This is a genomic window from Micromonospora sp. WMMA1998 (genome assembly GCF_027497375.1).
GTDB lineage: Bacteria > Actinomycetota > Actinomycetes > Mycobacteriales > Micromonosporaceae > Micromonospora > Micromonospora sediminicola.
Window position 1 is genome coordinate 5481803 of the sequence record NZ_CP114911.1, and the last position, 20580, is coordinate 5502382.

Sequence of the window (20580 nt, forward strand, 5' to 3'; positions counted from 1 at the left end):
TAAGGCCGACCATACGTTGTAAGGTCAAGGGCGATGGGTAGCCCGATCGGAGCGAGGAAGCCTCGGGAGCCGCTGAGCCGCGAGCGAGCCCTGACCAGCGCGATCGCCCTGGTCGACGCCGAGGGGATGGCCGCGCTGACGATGCGCCGGCTCGCCGCCGAACTCGGTGTCGAGGCCATGTCCCTCTACCACCACCTGCCCGGCAAGGCCGGACTGCTCGACGGCCTCGTGGACGCCGTCGCCGCGGAGATCACCTCAGCCGCCGAGCTTGCCGAGGCGGACGCGCCCGGCGGCGACTGGCGTACCCGGCTGCGGCTGCGCTTCCTCGCCGCACGTGCCGTCATGCTGCGGCACCCGTGGGCCCCGGCGCTGCTCAGCTCCCGCCCGACAGTCCCCGCCGGGGTGTACGCCTACTACGACGGGATCCTCGCCACCCTCGTCGACGGCGGCTTCTCGTACCGGATCGCCCACCGGGCGCTGCACGCCTTCGGCAGCCTGGCGCTCGGCTTCGCGCAGGAGGTGTTCCGGCCCGACGCGAGCGGGGAGGCCGACGCGGACGCGGCGGAGGCCGAGTTGGTGGCGCTGGCCGAACGGTTGCCCCATCTGGCCGCGATGGTGGCCGCCGAGACGCACGACGCGGCGGATCCCACCCTCGGGTGGTGCGACAGTCAGACCGAGTTCGAGTTCACCCTCGACCTGCTCTTCGACGGCCTGGAACGACACCGGCCGCACGCCTGAGTCCGTCGGTGGAACGCCATTCGCAGTCAGGTATCGGACTGATAAGCCGACCAGAGCCGAATTGATGACACGGGCTATCCGTCCGGCATTCGGTTTCGACCGGGACGGATCGCTCGACATCCGACTGGTCAACTCTTTCCGTTCGTACGCGTCAGTTGTCGCGCCGCTTTCCGGCCGGGCCCGCGAGTAACTTCTCGTACCACCGCATTCACGAGGAGTCACTTTATGTCTGAGGAAACCTGGCTCGCGGCCCGCCTGATCCCCACTTCCGGGATCAACGGCGCGGAGGAGCAGGAACGCCGGGCGACCTCCGCCCTGCTGGCGGTGATGAGCGCGGTCCGGGAGTTCGGACGTGTCCTGACCCAGTCCGTCGGCGCGCCGGCCGGAGTGGTGCAGACCTTCATCGAGGTGCCCTTCAAACTCGGAAACCAGCAGCTCTTTCCGGACGGTCTCATTCGCGTCACCCGGGGACAACGCCAGTGGACCGCACTCGTGGAGGTGAAGACCGGCAGTAACCCGCTGCGGTCCGAGCAGTTGGAGGCCTACCTGGACATCGCACGGGAGCAGGGATTCGACGCCCTCATCACGATCTCCAACGAGATCGCCCCCGTCCCGGGGCAGCACCCGACGACCGTCGACCGGCGGAAACTCCGCAAGGTCGCCCTGTACCACCTGCCCTGGACGGAGATCCTCACCCAGGCGGTGATTCAGAAGGAATATCGCGGCGTCGCCGACCCGGATCAGGCATGGGTTCTGGGCGAGCTGATCCGATACCTCGAACACCCGCGCTCGGGCGCTCTCGAGTTCAGCGACATGGGGCCGGCGTGGGTGCAGGCTCGGGATGGGGTGTCTGCCGGGACACTGCGGGCGGGCGACGGTGCGGCAGCGCAGGTCGCCGGACGCTTCGACGCCCTGATCCGTTACGCGTGCCTCCGACTCGGTCGACGGCTCGGCACCGACGTGACTCCCGCGCTGAGCCGCCGCGACCTCGCTGATCCGGCCGCACGCACCCAGTCGCTCGCCAACCAACTCGCCAGTGCCGGCACCCTGACCGGCAGCGTCCGGATTCCGGGTGCGGTCGGCCACCTTCACGTCACCGCCGATCTGCGGGCAGGGCAGATCGTCTGCCACGTCGATGTCGACGCCCCACGGTCTGGCCGGCCGACAACCCGGGTGAACTGGTTGGTCCGTCAACTGAAGGACGCGCCGGACACGGTCCGGATCGAGGCATTCGCGATGCACGCCCGAGGTGGCGGCGCCACCGATCTCCTCCGCCAGATCCGCGCCGAGCCGACGACGCTCATCATCGACCCCTCGCGGGAACTGCGGGCATTCCGCATCGCCCAGAGCACGGCCGCGGGAACCAAGCGTGGCAGCGGTCGGGGCGCCTTCATCGACTCCGTGCTGCACGCCATCGACGACTTCTACGAGCAGATCATCCAGAACCTCAAGCCGTGGATGCCCGCGCCGCCCCGGTTGCGTACGTCGGAGGAGGTGATTGCCGTACAGCCGGTCGCCTCCAGCCTCGTCTCCACCGCCATCTCCTCCCAGGACAGTCCCGAGTTCGACACCCAGGAAACGCCCGGCGGCTCCGGTTCCCCGGACCACTCCGGCGAGTGACCTCACCGTTCCGCCCATGTGAGGTCGGTCGGCTGGACCCTACCCGGCCGGGCCTGGTCGACGACCTGGAAGACGGTCCGACCCTGACGGACAGGCGCGGTCGCCCGAAGGGCCGCGGCCGGGCGGGTTCGGGCGGCGCCGGGCGGGTACCAGCACGGCATGACTGATCCGGTTGAGCTGTCCGAACTGCACGCCGGAGGCGCCGACCCCGACGACGTCACCCCGGACGAGCCGCACGCGGACCTGGACGGAACCGACGAGAACTCACCGGCGGAGTTCGGCCTGCCGATAGACGGCACCGCCCCGGCCGAGGAGGACCCCACCCGGTCCTGACGCGCCGCCGCGCCTTGGGTGGGAGGTCATGGGTGTCTACGGCCCCGTTTGACACCCATGACGTTCCACCCAACCGGTTGTGAGGCCCGAGAGCGCTAGTTGGGGAGTGCGGCGAGGCCGGCCAGCAGCTCCCACCGCTCGGCCTCGGTGAGCACCGCGTACGCCGGTTCGTCGCGGCGGTCGGTGTCGACCTCGATCGCGGCGCGTTCCGGCCCGTCCGGCAGCGCGCGGATCGCGCCGGCGGTCAGCCCGGCGGCCCGCCACGCGGCCCGGTGCGCGTCCGCGCGGTGGTGGCGCAGCGAGCCCAGCCGGGTCACCAGCAGCAGCGCGGGGGAGACGCCCGCCGGCTCGTACGGTGGTGACATGGCCCCGAATGCCGGCCCGCCGGTGGCCTGCGCGTGCGCCAGCACCCGGCCGACCAGCTCGGCGAGCCGGGGCACGATGCTCAGGCCGGGCAGCACTCCCGGCAGCATGCCCCACCGCTCCTCGGCGGCCTCGCCGGTGGCCCGCTGCGCGAACAGCACCAGCTCCCGCCCCAGGTCGGTGAGGTGCCAGGCGCCCTCGTCGTCCCGGACGAAGATGCCCTGCTCCAGCTCCCGGCTCATGTCCCCGTCGCCGTAGGCGAGGCCGTCGGCGAGCGCCTCGGCGGGCATCGGCCGGGCCAGCACGCCGGAGAAGAAGCTGTTCTCGGCGCCGAGTTCGCAGCCGCGCTCGGCGTAGAACGCCTCCATCCGGGGGCGGGCCGCCCAGCGGGCGCCGACATAGACCCGGTCGATCGCCGGTCGGACCAGTCGCGCGTAACTCACCGTCGTCTCCACGCCGCCGGACCCTACCGGCGGCGGGTGTTAAGCGGGGCCCCCTCCTCTACCGCAGGCGTTAACAGGGGGCCCCTCCTTACTCGGGGACGCGGCGGTACGCGCCGTCGCTGGCCGAGGTCGCCATCGACGCGTACGCGCGCAGCGCCGCCGACACCGGGCGCTGCCGGTCGGTCGGGGTGTACGGGCGGTCCCGCTTCTCCTCCGCCACCCGCCGCGCGGTCAGCTCGTCGGCCGGCACGTTCAGCTCGATGGACCGGCCGGGGATGTCGATGACGACCTCGTCGCCGTCGCGGACCAGCGCGATCAGGCCGCCGGAGGCCGCCTCCGGGGAGACGTGCCCGATGGACAGCCCGGACGTGCCGCCGGAGAAGCGGCCGTCGGTGAGCAGCGCGCAGGCGCGGCCCAGGCCCCGGCCCTTGAGGAACGAGGTCGGGTAGAGCATCTCCTGCATGCCGGGGCCGCCCTTCGGGCCCTCGTACCGGATCACCACCACGTCCCCGGCGACGACCTCCTTGGCCAGGATGGCGGTCACCGCGTCGTCCTGCGACTCGTAGACCTTGGCCGGGCCGCGGAACGTCAGGCACTCCTCGGGCACCCCGGCGGTCTTCACCACGCAGCCGTCCGGCGCCAGGTTGCCGTGCAGGATGGCCAGCCCGCCGTCGGCGCTGTAGGCGTGCGCCCGGTCCCGGATGCAGCCGCCGGCCGCGTCGGTGTCCAGCGACGACCAGCGGTTGGTGGTGGAGAACGGCTCGGTGGTGCGCACCCCGCCGGGCGCGGCGTGGAACAGTTCGACCGCCTCCGGCGTGGCCGACCCGCCGCGCACGTCCCAGTCGGCGAGCCACCAGTCGAGGCTGGGGGAGTGCACCGCGCGCACGTCGCGGTGCAGCAGGCCGGCGCGGTCCAGCTCGCCGAGGATGGCGGGGATGCCACCGGCCCGGTGCACGTCCTCCATGTGGTAGTCCGGCGAGTTCGGGGCGACCTTGGCCAGGCACGGCACCCGCCGGGAGATGGCGTCGATGTCGGCCACGTCGAAGTCCAGCTCCGCCTCGCGGGCGGCGGCGAGCAGGTGCAGGATCGTGTTGGTGGAGCCGCCCATGGCCACGTCGAGCGCGACCGCGTTCTCGAACGCGGCCCGGCCGGCGATCGCGCGGGGCAGCACCGAGGCGTCGTCCTCCTCGTACCAGCGCTTGGCGATCTCCACGGCGGTGCGGCCGGCCTCGACGAAGAGCGACCGGCGCGCGGCGTGGGTGGCCAGCGTCGACCCGTTGCCGGGCAGCGCCAGACCGATCGCCTCGGTCAGGCAGTTCATCGAGTTGGCGGTGAACATGCCGGAGCAGGAGCCGCAGGTCGGGCACGCGGAGCGCTCGATCTCGCCGAGCTGGTCGTCGGTGACGGCCTCGTTGGAGGAGGCGATCATCGCGTCGATCAGGTCGATCTTGGAGTGCACGACGCCCTCGATCGCCACCGTCTTGCCGGCCTCCATCGGGCCGCCGGAGACGAAGACGGTCGGGATGTTCAGCCGCAGCGCGGCCAGCAGCATGCCGGGGGTGATCTTGTCGCAGTTGGAGATGCAGACCAGGGCGTCCGCGCAGTGCGCGTTGACCATGTATTCGACCGCGTCGGCGATCAGCTCCCGGCTGGGCAGCGAGTAGAGCATGCCGCCGTGGCCCATGGCGATGCCGTCGTCCACCGCGATGGTGTTGAACTCCCGGCCGACGCCGCCGGCCTCGGCCACCGCGTCGGCGACCAGGCCGCCGAGGTCCTTGAGGTGGACGTGACCGGGTACGAACTGGGTGAAACTGTTCGCGATGGCGACGATCGGCTTGCCGAAGTCGTCGTCGGTCATCCCGGTGGCCCGCCAGAGGGCCCGGGCGCCGGCCATCGTCCGACCGTGGGTGGATGTCCTCGACCGCAGCTCAGGCATGACTACCAGTCTGACACCGCCCGCGCGGCGACCCCCCGCCGTGCACCCTGTGTCCCAACAGTTGCACACCCGGTGCCCCACGGAGGGCGCGGATCCGGCAGAGTTGACGCGTGCAGTCGTCCCCGGGGATGGTCACCGTCGCGGTGCTGAGCGGCTCCGTCGCGACCGCCGCCGCCGCGCTGCTCGCCGTGTCCGCCCGCCGGCGCACCGGCCCCCGGCGGCAGGCCCACCTGCTGCTGGCCGTCGCCGCCGGCGCCGCACTGCTCAGCCTGCTCCTCGGCCTCGGTGGTCTGCTGGTCGCCGGGGACCACTGGGCGCACCGGCAGGGCCAGCGCACCGGGTGGGCGACGCTGGTCGCGGTGGGCACCACGGTCGCCGCGCTCGGCCTCGGCGCGGCCCTGCTCCGGCTGCCCGGCGCGGCCGCGACGCGGGCCGCCACCGCCCGGCTGCTGCTCGACGGTCTGATCATGGCCGCCGCGCTCTGGTTCGTCGGCTGGGTGGCGGTCAGCGAGCCGACCCGGCTGCTCGGTGGCACCATCCCGGCCGCCTGCCTGCCCATCCTGCTGGCCACGGTCAGCGCGGCGCTCACCGCCGGGCTGACGCTGATCCTGGTGCTGCGCGTCGCCCCGCCGCGTGGTTGGCTCACCCTGCTCGGGGCCGGGGCGATCGCGGTGACGGTCGGCGGGCTCGGCGTCTCCGCCGGGCTCTGTCAGGGCGGGTCCGGCATGCTGCTGGCCGGCGCCGCCACGACCGCCGCCGGCCTGCTGGCCACCGCCGTCGCCGGGCGCCGGGCCGACCTGACGCAGCTCGACGTCGATCTGATCCGCCGCGACGGCGAGTACGCCTTCGTGCCGATGTTCGCCATCGCCGCCTCCGCGATGTACCACCTGTTGCAGGGCGGCCGGTTCGACGGTTACGGGATCATGGCCGGCAGCGTCGAGGGGTTCGCGCTGGTGGCCCGGCAGTACCTGGCCCTCAACGACGTCCGCGGCTACGCCGTCCGGCTGGCCGAGCGGGAGGCGCACTTCCGCGAGCTGGCGCACACCGACCCGCTCACCGGCCTGGCCAACCGGCGCGGGCTGCTGCGCGCCCTGCACCGCTGCGCCGAGGCGGGCACGCCCTGCGTGCTGCTCGGGCTCGACCTGGACGGCTTCAAGAACGTCAACGACATGCGGGGGCACGACGTCGGCGACGCGGTGCTGGCCGAGGTGGGCCGGCGACTGCGCGGCAACCTGCGCCCGGGTGATCTGGCCGCCCGGCTCGGCGGGGACGAGTTCGCGGTGCTGATGCACGGGTCGGCCGAGCCCGGGCCGGTGGCGGACCGCCTGCTCGGGGTGCTCGGCCGGCCGTACGAGGAGGCGGACGGGCCGGTCTTCCTGTCGGTCAGCATCGGCGTGGCCGGCAGTCGCGGCGACCACGACGTCGAGCTGCTGCTGCGCAACGCCGATCTGGCGCTGCGCTACGCCAAGCAGCGCGGCAAGAACCGGATCGAGCGCTACGACGCCACGTACGACCAGTTGCTGAGCCGGCGCACCCGGCTGGAGCACGAGTTGCGCGGCGCGATCGAGCGCGACGAGCTGCGGCTGGTCTTCCAGCCGGTGGCCTCGTTGCCCTCGGTGCGCCCGGTCGGCGCCGAGGCGCTGCTGCGCTGGCACCACCCGGAGCTGGGCAACGTGCGGCCGGACGAGTTCATCCCGCTCGCCGAGGAGTGCGGGATGATCGCCAAGCTCGGCGCCTGGGTGCTGCACCAGGCCTGCTACCAGCTCTCCCGGTGGCTGGCCGACGGGCACGACGTCTGGGTGTCGGTGAACGTCTCGCCGCGCGAGCTGAACGCCCCGGAATATGTCGTCCAGGTCGCCGACGCGCTGCGCGCGCACCACGTGCCGCCGCAGCGACTGGTGCTGGAGGTGACCGAGCACGCCGTCGCCACCGACCTGGACGAGTTGATCCGGCGGCTGACCGCGCTGCGGCTGACCGGCGTACGGATCGCGCTGGACGACTTCGGCGCGGGCTACTCCTCGCTCGGGCAACTCCGCCGGCTGCCGATCGACATCCTCAAGATCGATCACAGTCTGGTCGCCGAGCACGAGCCGGTGCGGCCGATCGGCCGGGACGGGCCGGCGTTCGCCCCGATGGTCGACATCGTCATGCGCCTCGGCCACCAGCTCGGGCTGGAGGTGATCGCCGAGGGCGTCACCAACCCGACGGAGCTGGCCGCCGTGGTGGCCGCCGGCTGCCGGTTCGGCCAGGGCGCGCTCTTCGGCTGGGGCGTGCCCGCCGAGCACCTGGAGGCGATGCTGGAGGCGGCCACCGCGCCCGGCAACCGGCCCACCTCGGTCCCGCCCGGGCCGCCGCCCCCGCCGGTGCGGACCCCGTCGCCGTTGCTGCCCCGGCTGCGCAACAACCCGCCCGCCCCGCGTCCCCCGATGGAGGGATCACCGCAGGTGGCGAGCGGCGCGGAAGGGGCACCGGCGGGCGACACGCCCACGTCCGTGAACCAGAATGTGGGATCAGTTGACTCATCGCGTGAGATGCGTCAGGCTTGACCGCATGTCGTCGAACCGGTCGCTGCGAGTACTTACCTGAGCGCACTCTCCCCCTGAGAGTGCGCTGGCCCCGTGCATCCTGCACGTGGGCTTTTTTGTTGCCGTCGGACCATCGCCGGGACGTCCGCGTCCCATCCTGACAACCGCGTCACCCACTCACAGCCGAAGGCCTGAACCGCCATGACGAGACCCACGCCAGAGACCCTCGCCCACTCCGCCCGACGAGCCCGCCCGGGCGCCGGCGCGGCCGGCGACCCCGACCACGCTCCCGCCCCGCGCGGTGCCGCCCCCGCCGGCGGCCGGGCCGTCCCGGCCGGCGCGGACACCCCCGCCGCGCCCGTACGGCAGCCCGCCACCGCGGAGGTCTCCGGCGCCGGCTCGCTGGTGCGGTCGCTGGAGGCGCTCGGCGTCGACGTGGTCTTCGGCATCCCCGGCGGCGCGATCCTGCCCGCGTACGACCCGCTCTACGACTCGACGGTCCGGCACATCCTGGTCCGCCACGAGCAGGGCGCTGGGCACGCGGCCACCGGCTACGCGCAGGCCACCGGCCGCGTCGGCGTCTGCATCGCCACCTCCGGTCCGGGCGCGACCAACCTGGTCACCCCGATCGCCGACGCCTACATGGACTCAGTGCCGATGGTGGCGATCACCGGCCAGGTGGCCCGGCCGTCGATCGGCACGGACGCCTTCCAGGAGGCCGACATCCAGGGCATCACGCTGCCGATCACCAAGCACAACTTCCTGGTGCAGACCCCGGACGAGATCCCCCGGGTGCTGGCCGAGGCGTTCCACCTGGCCTCGACCGGCCGGCCCGGCCCGGTGCTGGTCGACATCCCGAAGGACGTGCTCCAGGCGCCGGCCACCTTCGCCTGGCCGCCCACCCTGGACCTGCCCGGCTACCGGCCCACGCTGCACCCGCACGGCAAGCAGATCCGCGAGGCGGCCCGGCTGATGACCTCGGCCCGCCGCCCGGTGCTCTACGTCGGCGGCGGCGTGCTCAAGGCCGGCGCCACCGAGGGGCTGCGCCGGCTGGCCGAGCTGACCGGGATCCCGGTGGTCACCACGCTGATGGCGCTCGGCGCGTTCCCCGACTCGCACCGCCAGCACCTGGGCATGCCCGGCATGCACGGCACCGTGGCGGCGGTCTACGGCCTGCAGAAGGCGGACCTGATCGTCGCGCTGGGCGCGCGCTTCGACGACCGGGTGACCGGCAAGCTGGACTCGTTCGCGCCGGACGCCGCGGTGGTGCACGCCGACATCGACCCGGCCGAGATCGGCAAGAACCGGCACGCCGACGTCCCGATCGTGGGGGACGCCCGGCACGTGATCGACGAGCTGATCGCGGCCGTCACCGCCGAGCACGCCGCCCACCCGGCCGCTGACCTGGCGGACTGGTGGACCCAGCTCGACGACCTGCGCGAGCGTTACCCGCTCGGGTTCGAGGAGCCGGCCGACGGCACGCTCGCCCCGCAGTACGTGATCAAGCGGCTGGGGGAGATCGTCGGCCCGGACGCGGTCTACGTGGCCGGCGTCGGCCAGCACCAGATGTGGGCCAGCCAGTTCATCTCGTACGAGAAGCCGAACACCTGGCTCAACTCCGGCGGCCTGGGCACCATGGGCTACGCGGTCCCGGCGGCGATGGGGGCGAAGGTCGGCCGACCCGACACCACGGTGTGGGCGGTGGACGGCGACGGCTGCTTCCAGATGACCAACCAGGAGTTGGCGACCTGCGCGCTGGAGGGCATCCCGATCAAGATCGCCGTGATCAACAACGGCAACCTCGGCATGGTGCGGCAGTGGCAGACCCTGTTCTACGGGGAGCGCTACTCGAACACCGAGCTGGGCACCCACAAGCACCGCATCCCGGACTTCGTCAAGCTCGCCGAGGCGCTCGGCTGCGTCGGGCTGCGCTGCGAGAACGCCGCCGACGTGGACAAGACCATCGAGGCGGCCATGGCGATCACCGACGCGCCGGTGGTCATCGACTTCGTGGTCGGCAAGGACGCGATGGTCTGGCCGATGGTCGCCGCCGGCACCAGCAACGACGAGATCATGTTCGCCAGGGGCGTGCGCCCCGCGTTCGACGAGGACGAACTCTAAATGACGATGCACACGCTGTCCGTGCTGGTGGAGAACAAGCCGGGTGTCCTGGCCCGGGTCTCCGGGCTGTTCTCCCGGCGCGGCTTCAACATCGACAGCCTTGCCGTGGGCGAGACCGAGAACCCGGACGTCTCCCGCATCACCATCGTGGTCAACGCCGAGTCCTCGCCGCTGGAGCAGGTGACCAAGCAGCTCAACAAGCTGGTCAACGTACTCAAGATCGTCGAGCTGGACCCGCAGGTCTCGGTGGCCCGGGAACTGCTGCTGGTCAAGGTCCGCGCGGACCGCTCCGCCCGGGCCCAGGTGCTGGAGACGGTCGGCCTGTTCCGCGCCCGGGTGGTCGACGTCGCGCCGGACACGCTGACCATCGAGGCCACCGGCACGCCGGACAAGCTCGACGCGCTGCTGCGCGACCTGGAGCCGTTCGGCATCAAGGAGATGGTCCAGTCCGGGACCGTCGCCATCGGGCGCGGCTCCCGCGCCATCACCGCCGGCCCGGCGCTGCGCGCCGCCTGATCCGTACCCACCAGTTTTCGACGGGCCGACGGGCACCGCCGTACGAAAGGGAAGTCAATGAGCGTTGAGGTGTTCTACGACGACGACGCCGACCTGGGCCTGATCCAGGGCCGCAAGGTCGCCGTGATCGGGTACGGCAGCCAGGGGCACGCGCACGCGCTGTCGCTGCGCGACTCCGGTGTCGACGTGGTGATCGGCCTGCCGACCGGGTCGAAGAGCCGGCCCAAGGCCGAGGAGCAGGGCCTGCGGGTGCTCAGCCCGGCCGAGGCGGCGGCCGAGGCCGACGTGATCATGATCCTGGCGCCGGACACCGCCCAGCGTGGCCTCTACGCCGACGCCATCGCGCCGAACCTGGCGCCGGGCAAGGCGCTCTTCTTCGGCCACGGCTTCAACATCCGGTACGGCCTGATCACGCCGCCGGCCGACGTGGACGTGGCGATGGTCGCCCCGAAGGGCCCCGGTCACCTGGTCCGCCGCCAGTACGTCGACGGCAAGGGCGTGCCCTGCCTGGTCGCCGTCGAGCAGGACGCCAGCGGCACCGCCTTCGCCCTCGCGCTGGCGTACGCCAAGGCGATCGGCGGCACCCGGGCCGGCGCGATCCGGACCACGTTCACCGAGGAGACCGAGACCGACCTCTTCGGCGAGCAGGCGGTGCTCTGCGGCGGCGCGGCGGCGCTGGTGCAGACCGGTTTCGAGGTGCTCACCGAGGCCGGCTACGCGCCCGAGGTGGCCTACTTCGAGTGCCTGCACGAGCTGAAGCTCATCGTCGACCTGATGTACGAGGGCGGCATCGCCCGGATGCGCTACAGCATCTCCGACACCGCCGAGTACGGCGACCTGTCCCGCGGCCCGCGCGTGGTCGACTCCCGGGTCAAGGAGGAGATGCGCAAGATCCTCGGCGAGATCCAGTCCGGCGAGTTCGCCCGCGAGTGGGTGGCCGAGGACGAGGCCGGCCGGCCGAACTTCGCCAAGTGGCGGGCCGAGGGCGCGGCGCACCCGATCGAGGAGACCGGCCAGAAGCTGCGGGCCATGATGAGCTGGGTCGACCGGCCCATCACCGAGACCGCCTGAGCCAACTCTCCACGCGGCCCGCGACCCGACGCTCTCCCCGGCGTCGGGCCGCGGGCCGTTCACGTGCTGGGACGCGGTGAGCAACGCCTCGTCCCGTCCCGCCCCGGTGAACGGGGGATGTCGGGCGTGCGACGACCCTGTGTGAGGGCGCTCACCCCACGGTCCGGGACGCGGAGGGCGGGCCGCCCCCTACCATCCTTGGTGTGGTGCCCCGGCGCACCCGACGGCCATGGCATGGATCGGCGCAGGGCGCAGCGCGGCGTCCCGACGCCCCAGGCCGAACCGATACCGAGCGTCTACGAGGACCGATGAATCCTGTCGTACTGATCGCCGAAGAACTCGCACCCGCCGCCATCGAGGTGCTCGCGCACGACTTCGACGTGCGTCACGTGGACGGCACCGACCGACCGGCACTGCTCTCCGCCCTCTCCGAGGCCGACGCGGTGATCGTACGCAGCGCCACCCAGATCGACGCCGAGGCGATCGCCGCCGCGCCGCGCCTGAAGGTGGTCGCCCGGGCCGGCGTCGGCCTGGACAACGTCGAGGTGCCCGCCGCCACCGCGCGGGGCGTCATGGTGGTCAACGCTCCCACCTCCAACATCGTCTCCGCCGCCGAGCAGGCCGTCGCGCTGCTGCTCGCGGTGGCCCGCAACACCGCCAGCGCCAGCGCCGCGCTCAAGGCCGGCGAGTGGAAGCGGTCCAAGTACACCGGCGTGGAGATCCAGGGCAAGACCGTGGGCGTGGTCGGGCTCGGCCGCATCGGCGTCCTCTTCGCGTCTCGCATCGCCGCCTTCGGGACCCGGATGATCGCGTACGACCCGTACATCCAGCCGGCCCGCGCCGCGCAGCTCGGCGTCCGCCTGGTCGGGCTGGAGGAGCTGCTGCGGGAGAGCGACTTCATCTCGATCCACCTGCCGAAGACGCCGGAGACGGTCGGCCTGATCGGCGAGAAGGAGCTGGCGATCGTCAAGCCGGGCGTCCGGATCGTCAACGCGGCCCGCGGCGGTCTGGTCGACGAGCAGGCCCTGGCCGACGCGATCGCGGAGGGCCGGGTCGCCGGCGCCGGCGTCGACGTGTACGCGAAGGAGCCGTGCACCTCCTCGCCGCTGTTCGCCTTCGACAACGTGGTCGCCACCCCGCACCTGGGCGCCTCCACCAACGAGGCGCAGGACAAGGCCGGCCTGGCGGTGGCGAAGAGCGTCAAGCTGGCGCTCCAGGGCGAGTTCGTGCCGGACGCGGTCAACGTGCAGGCCGGCGGCGTGGTCGCCGAGGACGTCCGCCCGCTGCTGCCGCTGGCCGAGAAGCTGGGCCGGGCCTTCACCGCCCTGGCCGGGGGCGTGGCCGCCAGCGTCACCGTCGAGGTGCGCGGCGAGATCGCCACCCACGACGTGTCGGTGCTCAAGCTCGCCGCCACCAAGGGGCTGTTCAGCTCCGTGGTGGAGGAGCAGGTCACCTACGTCAACGCGCCGCACCTGGCCGCCGAGCGGGGTGTCGAGGTCACGCTCGCCACGCCGGCCGAGACGATCGACCACCCGAACCTGGTGACCGTGCGCGGCGCGCTGCCGGACGGGCGGACCGTGCGGGTCTCCGGCACGGTGGCCCACACCGGCGCCCGCGACGTGCTCAAGCTGACCGAGGTGGACGGTTTCGACGTCGAGATCGGCGCGGAGGGCATCCTGGTCTTCCTGCGCTACGTCGACCGGCCCGGCGTGGTCGGCACGGTCGGCACGCTGCTCGGCGAGGCCGGCGTCAACATCGCCGCCATGCAGGTGGCCCGGCGGGAGGCCGGCGGTGAGACGCTGATGACGCTCACCGTCGACCAGGCGCTCGGCGCCGACCTGCTCACCTCCGCGGCCGACTCGATCGGTGCGGTCGCGGCCAGCGCCGCCGACCTGCGCGACGAGTAGTCCGGACGCAGACGGAACGGGGCCCGGCCGAAACGGCCGGGCCCTTCGTCGTTCCCGGGATCAGGAGCGGACGCGGGCCGGGGGCGGGTAGACCGAGCCGTCCTGCGCGTCGAACAGCATCAGGTCGTGCTCGCCGGCCAGCCGCTCGATGTCCAGCAGCACCTGGTCCGGGCAGGTGGGGTACAGGTTCATCTCGACGTGGTCGGCGGCCGCGTGCAGCGGCGCGACCTCCCACGGCGTGCCCGGCCGGGCGGGACGGTCCGGATAGCTCGCCGTGATCGCCCGGTAGAAGCCGACCACCCGCGGGTCCGGGTGCTGCTCGCCGTGCCGGCCCTCGCGGCACCGCTGCACCGCCGCCCGCACCTGCTCCGGTGTCGCCCCGTTCGGCAGGGCCCACACGCTCAGATCGAAACTCACGGCGGACAGCGTGCCATCCCGGGCGGCCCACGTCACTTCTGCCCCGCCCCGCCGGTCCACCTGCTGATTGCCGACACGGTGACGGAGGGTCCGCTGTGGAGACTCTTGCGTCGAGTTGCGTCGATTCGCTAGCGTACCGGTGCGGTTTCCGGCTGAGTCGATTTCCGGCCCGTCTTCGGGTGGCGTGGTCGGGCGTCCGGCCTGTCGGCCCGCACCCCTCGAATGCGCGAGCCACGCGCACTCGTCGCTGACCGGCCCCCACGGTCGTTGCCGAGACCGTGGGGGCCGATCGCGGCCCGCACCCCGGATGCGAGAACGGGGCGCGGCGGCGCCTCAGCGCCGGTGGTGCGCGAAGAGCGGGCGGTAGTCCGATCCGGTGCGGAACCAGGCCAGGCCGGCCGGGCCGGCGGCGTACAGGGCGGTGGCGTAGGCGTCGGCGACGGCCAGGTCCGGGCCCACCACGGTGGCCGCCGCGAGGCGGTCGGTCGGTTCGCCGGTGTGCGGGTCGACGACGTGCCCGCGCCGGCCGGTGACCCCGGACGTGCCGACCGCGCCGGCGGTCATCTCCAGCACCAGCGGCGCCCGGCGGGTGTCAGTGGGGTGGTGCACCGCGACCCGCCACGGTCCGCCGTGCGCGGCGTGCCCGCGTACCGTCAGGTCGGCGCCGCTGAGCACGGCGTAGTCGTGGATTCCGGCGGCGCGCAACCGCGCCGCGGCCCGCTCCACCGCCCAGCCGCCGAGCAGGCCGCCGGGATCGAAGCCGCCCGGCACCGCCCAGGCGTCGAACCAGCCGTCGGTCGCCGCCCGCATCGCGGCGCAGCGGTCCACCAGATCGGCCAACGGCGGGTACGAGTCGGGGCTGATCTCGTCCCGGCGCAGCCGCGAGACCAGGCTGTCCGGCTGGTTCGGACCGTAGGTGAGGTCGACGGCGCGCAGTTCCGCGACGGCGTCCCGGAGCGCCTCGCCGACGATCCGGTGGCCCAGCCAGTCGGGCGCGTTGAGCAGCAGGGTGTATTCGGCGGTGGAGGTGTGCACGGTGTGCCGGACGCTGATCCGGTCGTACGCGCCGCCGCCGGTGCGCTCCACCCGGTGGCTGCGCGCGCCCAGGCGCAGGTCCGGGCGGGGGTGGTGGAACGCGGTCTGGTCGACCCAGCGGGTCCGGGGTTGCTCGTCCGCCCAGTGGGCCCGCCGCTGGTCGATCCGCATGACACCCGCCCCCTCGCTGGCCGCCGCCGCGGTGCGGCGATGCCGGTCCCGGACCCCCGTCGACCCGGTCGACCCGACCATAAGCAGTGGAGATGACCGCACCATGAATGCCGGCTGGGAGCCTGCTGTGCATCGACACGTCCCGGATTATGGAAGACTCGTACCGGGGGACGGGACGCCGACGTACGGTTGCGCAGAACGTCGAGATGAGGAGCGTCAGGTGGCACGCATCGCGGTGGTGGCCGGCGACGGCATCGGTCCCGAGGTGGTCGGGCAGGCCCGCAAGGTCCTCGACGCGGTGCTGCCCGGGATCGAGGCGACCGAGTACGACCTGGGCGCCGCCCGCTGGCACCGCACCGGCGAGGTGCTCCCCGACGCGGTCCTCGACGAGCTGGCCGGGCACGACGCCATCCTGCTCGGCGCGGTCGGCGACCCGACCGTGCCGCCGGGCGTGCTGGAACGGGGGCTGCTGCTCAAGCTCCGCTTCGCCTTCGACCAGTACGTCAACCTCCGCCCGTCCCGGCTCTGGCCCGGCGTGACCGGCCCGCTGGCCGCGGTGAAGCCCGGCGAGGTCGACCTCGTGGTGGTCCGCGAGGGCACCGAGGGGCTGTACGCGGGCGCCGGCGGCACGCTGCACCGGGACACCCCCGCCGAGGTGGCCACCGAGGAGAGCCTGAACACCCGGCACGGCGTCGAGCGGGTGATCCGGGACGCGTTCGCCCGGGCGGGCCGTCGCGAGCGCCGCAAGGTCACCCTGGTGCACAAGACCAACGTGCTCACCCACGCCGGCTCGCTCTGGTCGCGGGCCTTCGCCCAGGTGGCCGCCGAGCACCCCGACGTGACCACGGAGTACCAGCACGTCGACGCCGCCGCGATGTTCCTGGTGACGAACCCGTCCCGCTACGACGTGGTGGTGACCGACAACCTGTTCGGCGACATCCTCACCGACATCGCCGCCGCCGTGACCGGCGGCATCGGGCTGGCCGCCAGCGGCTGCATCAACCCGGAGGGGCGCTATCCGTCGATGTTCGAGCCGGTGCACGGCTCCGCGCCGGACATCGCCGGCAAGGGTGTCGCCGACCCGGTGGCCGCCGTGCTCTCCGCCGCGCTGCTGCTCGACCAGCTCGGCCACGCCGACGCCGCCGCGCGGGTCACCGCCGCCGTCGCCACCGAGCTGGCCGGGCGTACGCCCGGCGCGCCGTTGCGCACCGAGGAGGTCGGCGACCGGCTCGCCGGGTACGCCGTAGCCTGACCGGGCCGTTCCCGTGGCGGCCCGGTTCCGGGCCGCCAGACCCGTTTCCGGGCCAGCTCCGGCCGATTGGCATCGTCGATGTGCCGGGGCGGAACTATCCGCTGAACGACCGTTCGGGGTAAGTTTCTGGCACCAGTGACGGCGGCGTGCGATCCCGTACGCCGTGGGACCCGCAGGGAGGTCAGCGCGATGAGCGGTGGTGACAAGCTCGATTTCGAGATCCGTCCGAATCCCGCGCCGGTATCCGCCGCCGACCGGGCCGCCCTGCTGGCGAACCCGGGCTTCGGCCGGGTGTTCACCGATCACATGGTGATCGTGCGCTACGCCGAGGGCAAGGGTTGGTACGACGCCCGCATCGAGGCGCGGGCGCCGATCCCGATGGACCCGGCCGCCGCGGTGCTGCACTACGCGCAGGAGATCTTCGAGGGCCTGAAGGCCTACCGGACCGGCGACGGCGCGGTGACGATGTTCCGCCCGGAGGCCAACGCGGCCCGGTTCGCCGCCTCCGCCCGCCGCCTGGCCATGCCGGAACTGCCGCCGGAGACGTTCGTCGAGTCGCTGCGCCGGCTGGTCGAGATCGACCAGGAGTGGATCCCGGAGCACGAGGACGCCAGCCTCTACCTGCGCCCGTTCATGTTCGCCAGCGAGGTCTTCCTCGGGGTGCGCCCGGCCAACGAATACCTCTACTGTGTCATCGCCTCGCCGGCCGGCGCCTACTTCGCCGGCGGGGTGAAGCCGGTGACGGTGTGGGTCTCCCCGGACTACACCCGGGCGGCGCCCGGTGGCACCGGCGCGGCCAAGTGCGGCGGCAACTACGCCGCCTCGCTGGCGGCCCAGGCCGAGGCGATCGAGGCCGGCTGCGACCAGGTGGTCTTCCTGGACGCGGTGGAGCGGCGGTTCGTCGACGAGTTGGGCGGCATGAACGTCTTCTTCGTCTACGACGACGGCACGCTGGTCACGCCGCCGCTGGGTGGCACGATCCTGCCGGGCATCACCCGCGACGCGGTCCTGACCCTGGCCGCCGAGGCCGGGCACGAGGTGCGGGAGCAGCCGGTCAGCTTCGCCGACTGGCAGGCGGAGGCCGCCAGCGGCCGGCTGCGCGAGGTCTTCGCCTGCGGCACCGCCGCGGTGATCACCCCGATCGGCGGCGTGCGCTTCCCGGACGGGGAGTTCCTCATCGGCGGCGGTGAGCCGGGCCGGACCACCATGGCGCTGCGGCAGAAGCTCGTCGACATCCAGCGCGGCCGCGCCGAGGACCGCCACGGCTGGGTCACCCGGGTCCTCTGACCCACCCCACCGCCCGACCCACCACCACGGCCGGCCCCGTCTCCCGACGGGCGCCGGCCGTTCCCCTTCCTGCCGGACAGCGAGGGTCACTCCAGGAGGTGGGTGCGGAGGGCGGCCAGTTGGGCCTCGGTGACGCCGGCGTGGGTCAGGTAGCCCTCGATCGAGCCGTAGCCGGCGCGCAGCTCGGCCAGGAACAGCTCCATCGCCTCGGCCGGGGAGGCCAGGAACGGCGGCGGGACCTCCTGCGCGTCCGGCAGGGTGGCCCGCACCCAGGCGCTGAACCGCTCGGACGCGGCGGTGCTCAACGCGTAGTCCGCGACGACGTCGTCGTCCGGCACGCCGAGCACGGCGAGCGTGAGCGCGCAGACGATGCCGGTGCGGTCCTTGCCGGCGACGCAGTGCACCACCACCGGCGCGTTGGCGCTGTCGGCGATCAGACCGATCGCCTCGGCCAGCCCGGCGGTGCCGGTGCGGGCCAGGTCGGCGTAGCGGTCGGCGAGGTAGCGGGCCAGGCTGACGCCGGAGGACTCGAACTGCCGCGCGGCCCAGTCCTCGTGCTCGGGGTGGATGTGCCGGTAGGCGAGCCCGTCGTAGGCCGGCACCCGGCCGTCGCGTTCCACCTCGGTCGGGCGGCGCAGGTCGATCACCGTGCGGATGCCGAGCGCGGTGAACGCGGCCCGGTCGGTGTCGTCGATGCGGTGCAGCGAGTCGGAGCGGTAGAGCCGGCGACGCCGGACGGTGCGACCGTCGCGGGCGCGGTAGCCGCCGACGTCGCGGAAGTTGAACAACGCGGGGAAGGGTGTCTCCGGGGCATCCACCCCTGACACGGTAACGGCCGGCGGGGCGTCTGGGAGCCCCCGCCGGCCGTGCACCGGGTGTCAGATCCGGGCCGGGCCGTCCGGCGGCAGCGCGGAGTGGTTCTCGCCGTAGTAGCCGCCGAGCCGGTCCCGGTAGGCGGGGTCGGCGTGGTTGGCCTCGTCGTACTCCGGGGCCGCCTTGATCTGGTCCTTGTCCCGGTCGACGTGGACCTTTCGCTCGTCGTGGTCGACGTGGTTCACGGTGCCGGCCGGCAGCATGACCTTCTTGCCGAAGATCCACGGGCCGGTGTCGACCACCAGGTAGCTGTCGTCCACCTCGTGGCTGGCCTTGTCGATCTTGCCGATGCTGCCGTCGGTGGCCTCCACCTTGTAGCCGGTGAGGTCCGCGCTGGCCACCCCGGCCTCGTCGCGGTAGCGCCACGGGTCGAACGCGCCGGCGGGCGCGCCGCCGGCGTGGGCGCCCTGGCCGCCGTCGAGGACCGGGTCGGTGGCGCCGTGCGTGGTGTGCGGGTCGAGCCTGTCCATAGGGGTAACTCCTGTCCCGACTGTCCCAGTCGTCAAGGGAGTGAAAGTCACGGTGTCCCGCGAATTCCTACCCGTTGGCCGGCTTGCCAACCCTCCGGAACCGCCGAGGGCCGGCGCCGCGGCTCGCGGCGCCGGCCCGCTCGCGGCGGTCGTACGGCCGGTCAGGCCAGCGCGGCCTCCGCGTCGAGGGTCACCGCGGCGGCGTGCACGACGGCGGCGATCCGCAGCCCCTCGTGCACCTGGTCGCGGCTGAAGCCGGCCGCGCGCAGCGTCTTCTCGTGCGACTCCAGGCAGACGCCGCAGCCGGTGATCGCGGAGACGGCCAGGCACCACAGCTCGAAGTCGGTCTTCTCCACGCCCGGGCGGGCGATGATCTGCATCCGCAGCCGGGCCGGCAGCGACGCGTACTGGTCGTCCCCGATCAGGTGCTTGGCCCGGTAGTAGACGTTGTTCATCGCCATGACCGCCGCCGCGCCCTTGGCCGCCTCGACCGCTTCCGGCGTGAGGTGACCGGCCGCCTCGGCGGCGATCTCCCGCAGCACCACCGGGTTGCGGGACGCCACCGCGCAGGCCAGGGCTGTGCCCCAGGCCTGTTCCGGCTTGAGCGTCGAGGTGGTGATGGTGGAGCTCAGGTTGAGCCGGATGTCCTTGGCGTAGTCGGGCAGGGCCGCCTTGACCGCGTCCAGACCCATCGTCAGGCTCCGGCGCCGGCGAGGAGCGCGTTGGCGTCCAGCGTCGCGCCGCCCTTGTTCCAGTTGCACGGGCACAGCTCGTCGGTCTGCAGCGCGTCGAGCACCCGCAGCACCTCGGAGACGTTACGGCCGACCGAACCGGCGGTCACCATGGCGAACTGGATCTCGTTGTTCGGGTCCACGATGAAGGTGGCCCGCTGCGCGACGCCGTCGGCGCCGAGCACGCCGCAGGCCTCGGTCAGCTCGCGCTTGATGTCGCTCAGCATCGGGAAGGGCAGCTCGCGCAGGTCCGGGTGGTCCTTGCGCCACGCGTAGTGGACGAACTCGTTGTCCACGGAGACGCCGAGCACCTGGGCGTCCCGGTCGGCGAACTCGCCGTTGAGGCGGCCGAACTCGGCGATCTCGGTCGGGCAGATGAAGGTGAAGTCCTTCGGCCAGAAGAAGACGACGCGCCACTGGCCCTCGTGGGACTTGTGGTGGATCGTCTCGAACGCCTTGTCGGCGTCGAGCGAGACGCAGGCGGTGAGTTCGTACTCGGGGAAGTGGTCACCGACAGTGAGCACGGGTCCTCCTTGACAGCGGCCGGGTACGGGTAGCCCGGCCAGTAACTGGATCAGTTCCAGATACTTCCGTAGCGACGTTTCCGCTCGTGGGCGGTGGCCGCCCGTGTGAAGACGATCACCAGCGACGTGGCCGTCCCGGGATGTGGATTTCGCCTCCCAAAAACCGGTGGAGGTGGCAGAGTGCTCGTCGTGACCAGCTCTGTCCTGATCATTGGCAGCTAGCGCGCCGGCCTTCCCCTCCGCCGAG

18 protein-coding genes are annotated in these 20580 nt (G+C 72.8%); 10 read left to right on the forward strand and 8 right to left on the reverse strand.

The genetic code is table 11. From position 1 onward, the window contains the following. Positions 1-33 precede the first annotated feature (33 nt). From O7600_RS25500 to O7600_RS25510, 3 genes are all read left to right on the forward strand, one after another. Positions 34-738, forward strand: a complete 705-nt coding sequence (locus O7600_RS25500; protein ID WP_281590998.1) for a TetR/AcrR family transcriptional regulator C-terminal domain-containing protein — start codon at positions 34-36, stop codon at positions 736-738. A gap of 225 nt (positions 739-963) precedes the next feature. Then, positions 964-2358, forward strand: a complete 1395-nt coding sequence (locus O7600_RS25505; RefSeq protein WP_281590999.1) for a stress response protein — start codon at positions 964-966, stop codon at positions 2356-2358. 159 nt (positions 2359-2517) lie between these two features. Further along, positions 2518-2691 (forward strand): hypothetical protein, encoded by a 174-nt coding sequence (locus tag O7600_RS25510; protein WP_281591000.1) that lies wholly within the window; start codon positions 2518-2520, stop codon positions 2689-2691. A 95-nt stretch (positions 2692-2786) separates the two neighbouring features. Here O7600_RS25510 and O7600_RS25515 read toward each other — a convergent pair whose 3' ends face one another. Both O7600_RS25515 and ilvD read right to left on the reverse strand, forming a co-directional pair. Then, positions 2787-3509 (reverse strand): hypothetical protein, encoded by a 723-nt coding sequence (locus tag O7600_RS25515; RefSeq protein ID WP_281591001.1) that lies wholly within the window; start codon positions 3507-3509, stop codon positions 2787-2789. A 76-nt stretch (positions 3510-3585) separates the two neighbouring features. Then, positions 3586-5433, reverse strand: a complete 1848-nt coding sequence (ilvD, locus tag O7600_RS25520) for a dihydroxy-acid dehydratase (RefSeq protein ID WP_281591002.1) — start codon at positions 5431-5433, stop codon at positions 3586-3588. A 110-nt stretch (positions 5434-5543) separates the two neighbouring features. On the opposite strand from ilvD, the gene O7600_RS25525 reads away from it, so the two are divergent. From O7600_RS25525 to serA, 5 genes are all read left to right on the forward strand, one after another. Then, a complete protein-coding gene (locus O7600_RS25525) occupies positions 5544-7979 on the forward strand; it encodes a bifunctional diguanylate cyclase/phosphodiesterase (protein WP_281591003.1) in 2436 nt (811 codons plus the stop codon). A 180-nt stretch (positions 7980-8159) separates the two neighbouring features. Next, a complete protein-coding gene (locus tag O7600_RS25530) occupies positions 8160-10079 on the forward strand; it encodes an acetolactate synthase large subunit (protein ID WP_281591004.1) in 1920 nt (639 codons plus the stop codon). Then, positions 10080-10595 carry an acetolactate synthase small subunit gene (gene ilvN / locus O7600_RS25535; protein ID WP_099162192.1) on the forward strand — a complete coding sequence of 172 codons (516 nt, stop codon included), beginning with the start codon at positions 10080-10082 and terminating at the stop codon, positions 10593-10595. A 57-nt stretch (positions 10596-10652) separates the two neighbouring features. Beyond that, the gene (gene ilvC / locus O7600_RS25540) at positions 10653-11666 is read left to right on the forward strand and encodes a ketol-acid reductoisomerase (RefSeq protein ID WP_281591005.1); all 1014 of its coding nucleotides are present in this window, start codon (positions 10653-10655) and stop codon (positions 11664-11666) included. A 308-nt stretch (positions 11667-11974) separates the two neighbouring features. Then, positions 11975-13573, forward strand: coding sequence for a phosphoglycerate dehydrogenase (serA, locus tag O7600_RS25545; protein WP_281591006.1), 1599 nt, complete (start codon positions 11975-11977; stop codon positions 13571-13573). Between the two features lie 60 nt (positions 13574-13633). Here serA and O7600_RS25550 read toward each other — a convergent pair whose 3' ends face one another. Together O7600_RS25550 and O7600_RS25555 are read right to left on the reverse strand one after the other, a co-directional pair. Further along, the gene (locus tag O7600_RS25550; RefSeq protein ID WP_172967839.1) at positions 13634-13990 is read right to left on the reverse strand and encodes a hypothetical protein; all 357 of its coding nucleotides are present in this window, start codon (positions 13988-13990) and stop codon (positions 13634-13636) included. A gap of 333 nt (positions 13991-14323) precedes the next feature. Next, positions 14324-15196, reverse strand: a complete 873-nt coding sequence (locus O7600_RS25555; RefSeq protein WP_281591007.1) for an FAD:protein FMN transferase — start codon at positions 15194-15196, stop codon at positions 14324-14326. Between the two features lie 220 nt (positions 15197-15416). On the opposite strand from O7600_RS25555, the gene O7600_RS25560 reads away from it, so the two are divergent. Both O7600_RS25560 and O7600_RS25565 read left to right on the forward strand, forming a co-directional pair. Continuing rightward, complete coding sequence (locus tag O7600_RS25560) at positions 15417-16448, forward strand: 3-isopropylmalate dehydrogenase (RefSeq protein ID WP_281591008.1); 1032 nt, start codon at positions 15417-15419, stop codon at positions 16446-16448. A 189-nt stretch (positions 16449-16637) separates the two neighbouring features. Continuing rightward, entirely contained in the window at positions 16638-17735 is a 1098-nt protein-coding gene (locus O7600_RS25565) for a branched-chain amino acid aminotransferase (RefSeq protein WP_281591009.1), read from the forward strand. A gap of 86 nt (positions 17736-17821) precedes the next feature. Here the strand turns inward: O7600_RS25565 and O7600_RS25570 are convergent, their stop codons facing one another. The 4 genes from O7600_RS25570 to O7600_RS25585 form a co-directional block, all read right to left on the reverse strand. Then, on the reverse strand, positions 17822-18553 hold the full coding sequence (locus O7600_RS25570) for a tyrosine-protein phosphatase (protein ID WP_281591010.1): 732 nt from the start codon (positions 18551-18553) through the stop codon (positions 17822-17824). A gap of 60 nt (positions 18554-18613) precedes the next feature. After that, positions 18614-19078, reverse strand: coding sequence for a PRC-barrel domain-containing protein (locus O7600_RS25575; RefSeq protein WP_098743379.1), 465 nt, complete (start codon positions 19076-19078; stop codon positions 18614-18616). A gap of 161 nt (positions 19079-19239) precedes the next feature. Then, complete coding sequence (locus O7600_RS25580; RefSeq protein ID WP_091580544.1) at positions 19240-19770, reverse strand: carboxymuconolactone decarboxylase family protein; 531 nt, start codon at positions 19768-19770, stop codon at positions 19240-19242. Positions 19771-19772: 2 nt separating this feature from the next. Then, positions 19773-20333 (reverse strand): peroxiredoxin, encoded by a 561-nt coding sequence (locus O7600_RS25585; protein ID WP_281591011.1) that lies wholly within the window; start codon positions 20331-20333, stop codon positions 19773-19775. Positions 20334-20580: the final 247 nt, after the last annotated feature.